The following is a 5,012-nucleotide window of genomic DNA, read 5'->3' as shown; positions in this document are numbered from 1 at the left end:
CAATAATATAACAAAGGAATAGCAAAGGAGAATATAGTAAAAAATATAATGCGTCTGCCCTGTTCCACTAAAGTAAACAGAACAGTGCACTCCAGTAGAGAGATCTGTTCACTCTAGTGAACGGTTCATTGCACTCTAGTGGAACGGTTATAATGCTTATTCAATCATACGGATATACAACTGAATTATAAGATGTTATACATCAATTTACTTATAAACAACTTTCATTATCGGACAAAAACGTTAATTCATTGTTTCGACAGGGCTTCCTGTCATATTCCATCCATAAGAATATTCTTTTTACGATCCTATCATACCCAAATCATATTTGGGCTTTCTTTCTTGCAGAATCAATACTTTTGTTATATATTGCTGCCCAGTTTCCATCAAATCTGTCTGATACATCTTTATTACAAGCTTGACCATTTCAAATAAAGCTGCCATAATTGGACAAAGACAGAAATTTTATCAAGTTTTCATTTAAAACAGGCTCTTATGAAGAAATGCTATTTTATTATTCTTTTTATATTTCTCTCTGTTTCCGTATCATCATCCCAAACGATTGATTATACACAGGGACTTTCCATATGGTTTGATACTCCTAATGGCTTGGACAATCGGGCCATTTGGCTACGCGCTTCCGGATTGGGGAATAATCCTGACAAAGCATGGGAGAACAGTTCCCTACCAATTGGCAACGGTAGTCTGGGAGCAAATATACTGGGATCTATATCCGCAGAACGAATTACACTGAATGAGAAAACACTCTGGAAAGGAGGACCGAATACCGCCAAAGGAGCCGGATATTATTGGAACGTAAACAAACAGTCGGCAAATATATTAAAGGATATCCGACAAGCCTTTTTAGATGGAAACAAAGAAAAGGCGGCCCGCCTTACTCAGGAAAATTTCAACGGCCTGGCCGAATATGAAGAAAGAGATGAGACTCCGTTCCGCTTCGGTTCCTTTACCACGATGGGAGAACTTTACATAGAAACAGGACTTAGCGAGATTAATATGAAGAACTACCACCGTATTCTTTCATTGGATTCAGCTATGGCTGTGGTACAGTTCGACAAAGACGGAACAGAATATCAACGGAAATATTTCATTTCATACCCTGACAGTGTCATGGTCATGAAGTTCACTGCCAATAAAAAAGGAAAACAAAATCTCGTACTCAGTTATTGTCCCAACAGTGAAGCAGAAAGTTATCTTTCAGCAGATGGAAACAACGGCTTGGGCTATACCGGAGTGCTCAATAACAACAAAATGAAATTCGCTTTCCGAATCAAAGCTCTTCATAAGGGAGGAATATTGAAAACCGAAAACAGCCGGATTATTGTGAAAGATGCAGATGAGGTGGTATTCCTGCTTACAGCAGATACGGATTATAAAATAAACTTTAATCCGGATTTCAACGACCCGCAGACTTATGTCGGCAAGGACCCGGAGCAAACAACCCTGGCTATGATGAACAATGCTCTGGAAAAAGGATACGACAAACTTATAAGGAATCACAAAACGGATTATACAGCTTTATTTAACCGGGTACAGTTACAAATCAATCCGGAGGCCGGTACTCCCGATTTGCCGACCTACAAGCGTCTGGATAATTATAGAAAAGGCGTGCCGGATTATCAACTGGAACAGTTGTACTATCAATTCGGACGTTATCTGCTCATCGCCAGTTCACGTCCAGGCAATATGCCTGCCAACCTGCAAGGATTGTGGCACAACAATCTGGATGGTCCGTGGCGGGTGGACTATCACAACAATATCAACATTCAAATGAATTATTGGCCTGCATGTTCCGCCAACCTTTCAGAATGCACATGGCCGTTAATAGATTTTATACGCAGCCTGGTAAAACCGGGCGAGAAGACGGCGCAATCCTATTTCAATGCCCGCGGATGGACAGCGTCCATTTCAGCCAATATTTTCGGATTCACCGCACCTCTATCCAGTAAATCCATGGAGTGGAACCTCAATCCTATCGTCGGTCCATGGCTCGCCACACATATTTGGGAATATTACGATTATACTCGTGACAAGAGATTTCTTTCAGAAATCGGTTATGAGCTGATCAAAAGCAGTGCACAATTTACTGTAGACCATTTGTGGCATAAACCCGACGGTACTTATACCGCCGCTCCCTCTACCTCCCCCGAACACGGACCGGTGGATGAAGGAGTCACTTTCGCACATGCCGTAGTACGCGAAATCTTATTAGATGCCATACAAGCAAGTAAAGTGCTCGGAGTAGACAGGAAAGAACGCAGACAATGGGAAAATATACTGGCAAAACTGGTTCCGTACCGTATAGGAAGATACGGTCAATTATTGGAATGGTCGACAGACATAGACGATCCGAAAGATGAACACCGCCATGTCAACCATTTATTCGGTTTACATCCGGGACATACTATTTCTCCACTGACCACCCCCGAACTTGCAAAAGCTGCCAAAGTAGTACTGGAACATCGCGGAGACGGTGGTACAGGCTGGAGCATGGGTTGGAAACTTAATCAATGGGCACGGCTGCAAGACGGAAATCATGCATATAAACTTTACAACAATTTATTAAGCAATGGTACACTAGACAACCTATGGGATAGCCATGCGCCTTTCCAAATTGACGGAAATTTCGGCGGCACGGCAGGTATTACCGAAATGCTGTTACAAAGCCATACCGGAACCATCCAATTGCTCCCTGCTTTACCGGATGCATGGACAAATGGTTCGATAAGCGGAATATGTGCCAAAGGAAACTACGAAATTTCAATTTTATGGAAAAAGGGAAGACTGGAAAAAGCTTGCATTCTTTCTAAGTCCGGAGGGCCTTGTACTTTAAGGTATAAAGACAGTACGCTCACACTCAAAACTGTAAAAGGAAGAAAATATGAGATTGCACTAGATGGAAATCAACTCACGTTAATTAGTACATTAATCATATAAAATAAACCCTAAAAGTTAGACAAGAAACTTTTAGGGTTTACTTCATCGTATTCTGACTTACTTATTTAACGTGTGTTCGAAATAAAATCAAAAAATAGCAAGTTGTCCGTCATTGCACAAAATTTACGTCAATGGCGGGCTTCTTTTCAAAAAAGCAGTATGCCGCGATAGCCGACAAGGAGTTGGCTATAAAGTTATTGAATGAACGATGTCTGGAGTGTTCTATCTGCGCAATGTTCTTCAATTCGTCATTGACTGTTTCGATCAGGGCTCTTTTTCTGAGCAAAATCTTGTCGGTAATACTCATCAGTGAGTTCCTCATATTGTTTTTAACTTTAGTGACAAGCTGTATACCATTAAGAAAAAGGTTCTCAAACAGAGCCTGACCAATATATCCTTTGTCTGCGCATAGTTTTCCTTTGATGTTCTCCAGAAACTCACCTTGCTTCAACGGTTCCCGGTCATCCACATTTCCAGACGTGAACATGAAATTGAGGACCTCACCCTTGTCATTGATTATCAGATGCAACTTGAATCCGAAGAACCATCCCATTGAACACTTCCACGCTCGGCAAGTCCCTCAAATGTCTTATGAATAAGGATTCTTTGGTTACGGCAAACACGTAAGGGAGTGGAGTCGACAAAATTGATGCCGGTACAGGTTCCCAGCAGGACTTTCTTGATGAAGATGGTCAGTGGAAGCAATACTTCCTTCTCCAATTCTATAAAACGGTTATAAGAAACCTGACGCGGAAAAAGGTGTTTCAGATGTTTACAGACATATTCCTTATAGTAATGCTTGAAACAGCGGAAACCACCGGAGTGAAACAGGATTAGAATAACCATAATCTCAGCATCACTCATACGGTTGGGGTTGTTACGATGATTGGTCCTCTTATACTCAATCACATATTTTTCCCGTTGAAATGTAAATTCCTTGCAAAAATCATCGGCCATACAATAAATCTCTGTAACTTTAGACTCTGGAAACATAGTGGTAATCGTTTAAATGTTATAATTGGACACTACAAATTTAATGATTTTATCGCTATGTTTCTAATTGTCAAAAAATATATTTATTCTTATTTCGAATTCACGTTATTTATTCAATAAGTTTCCTATTTTTATAAGTAATCCCTCATAATGAGCTTTGTCATCCCTGTGTGCCGAACCGATACGGTTTTTCATCAGAGACTGTGCTTTTTCAAAAAGTACGACTGATAATTAGCAACCTCACTAATATCAGAAACAGCAATTATCCCCTGATAAGAATAGGCATCTTCACCAAATAAAGAAACAGTGTTATATTGATGGCTGCAATTATATTGAGATGTCTTTGGATTTGAATCCACAGGCTTATAAGAATACAGGATGGGCGTTTCTGGTAACATGTGAACTGGATGATGACATAGAGAAGAAGGATGTCAGTGTGTTATTCTACGGTGTCGGTTATCATATAGTCCCCTGTTTCGAATTGTTGACAAACAATGATATGAACTGGAATTTTGAGGTGATCAGTCTAAATGAGGATGTTCCATATATTGCGGATCCCAAATTCTTATGCAGATGAACAGGTTGTGCATATGTCTGGTTCTCTCTACAGTTTTTTTCTGACCGGGTGTGTTGAAAAGAACGGATATTATACGGAAGGGGAGAATAACGTCATCTCTTTGGTTTGTGACGTGACATAGTCCACTGAAAATACCATTCATGATGCAGGAGAAACATCCCGGGAAATCTATCAGTTCAAAAGGGACGGCACTTGTACACGTACCATCATTTGGACCAACAAGAATGAGGAGGAATCCAAAACAGAAATTTATTACCGGTGGGCTTTTTATGATCAGGGTTCCAGTACGATTTATTTCGGTGAGAGCCATTATTGGGATATTGAAGAACTTACTTCCACGAAGTTCGCAGTTTATAACAGGTTTGGAGAGTATGGAAGTCTGGATATGTCCCGGGAATACATGGAACTGTCCCCTTTGAAATGACATATATTATGTTGAAGGTCATTTGAAAAGATTCGCGGTGTCTTGGAACGTGAGGATGTA

The 5,012-nt window shown here is 40.4% G+C and carries 2 protein-coding genes and 1 pseudogene; 2 read left to right on the top strand and 1 reads right to left on the bottom strand.

Translation table 11 applies throughout. From position 1 onward, the window contains the following. The first annotated feature begins 495 nt into the window (after positions 1–495). A complete protein-coding gene (locus tag BACFIN_RS00035; RefSeq protein WP_007758419.1) occupies positions 496–2,958 on the top strand; it encodes a glycosyl hydrolase family 95 catalytic domain-containing protein in 2,463 nt (820 codons plus the stop codon). An 87-nt stretch (positions 2,959–3,045) separates the two neighbouring features. On the opposite strand, the pseudogene BACFIN_RS21135 reads toward BACFIN_RS00035, so the two are convergent. Beyond that, positions 3,046–3,951 (bottom strand): annotated as a pseudogene (locus BACFIN_RS21135) (IS982 family transposase). A gap of 337 nt (positions 3,952–4,288) precedes the next feature. Between BACFIN_RS21135 and BACFIN_RS00040 the strand changes: the two are divergent. Beyond that, a complete protein-coding gene (locus BACFIN_RS00040; RefSeq protein ID WP_007758415.1) occupies positions 4,289–4,528 on the top strand; it encodes a hypothetical protein in 240 nt (79 codons plus the stop codon). Positions 4,529–5,012: the final 484 nt, after the last annotated feature.

This window comes from Bacteroides finegoldii DSM 17565 (assembly GCF_000156195.1).
In the GTDB taxonomy this organism is placed as follows: Bacteria; Bacteroidota; Bacteroidia; order Bacteroidales; family Bacteroidaceae; genus Bacteroides; species Bacteroides finegoldii.
Note: the sequence above shows the minus strand (reverse complement) of the source record. Positions and strands in the feature narration are given on the sequence as shown.

Bases quoted from the DNA above. Each gene is read 5' to 3' on its own strand.
- BACFIN_RS00035 (WP_007758419.1), top strand. From the start codon at position 496: ATGAAGAAATGCTATTTTATTATTCTTTTTATATTTCTCTCTGTTTCC.
- BACFIN_RS00040 (WP_007758415.1), top strand. From the start codon at position 4,289: ATGTCTTTGGATTTGAATCCACAGGCTTATAAGAATACAGGATGGGCG.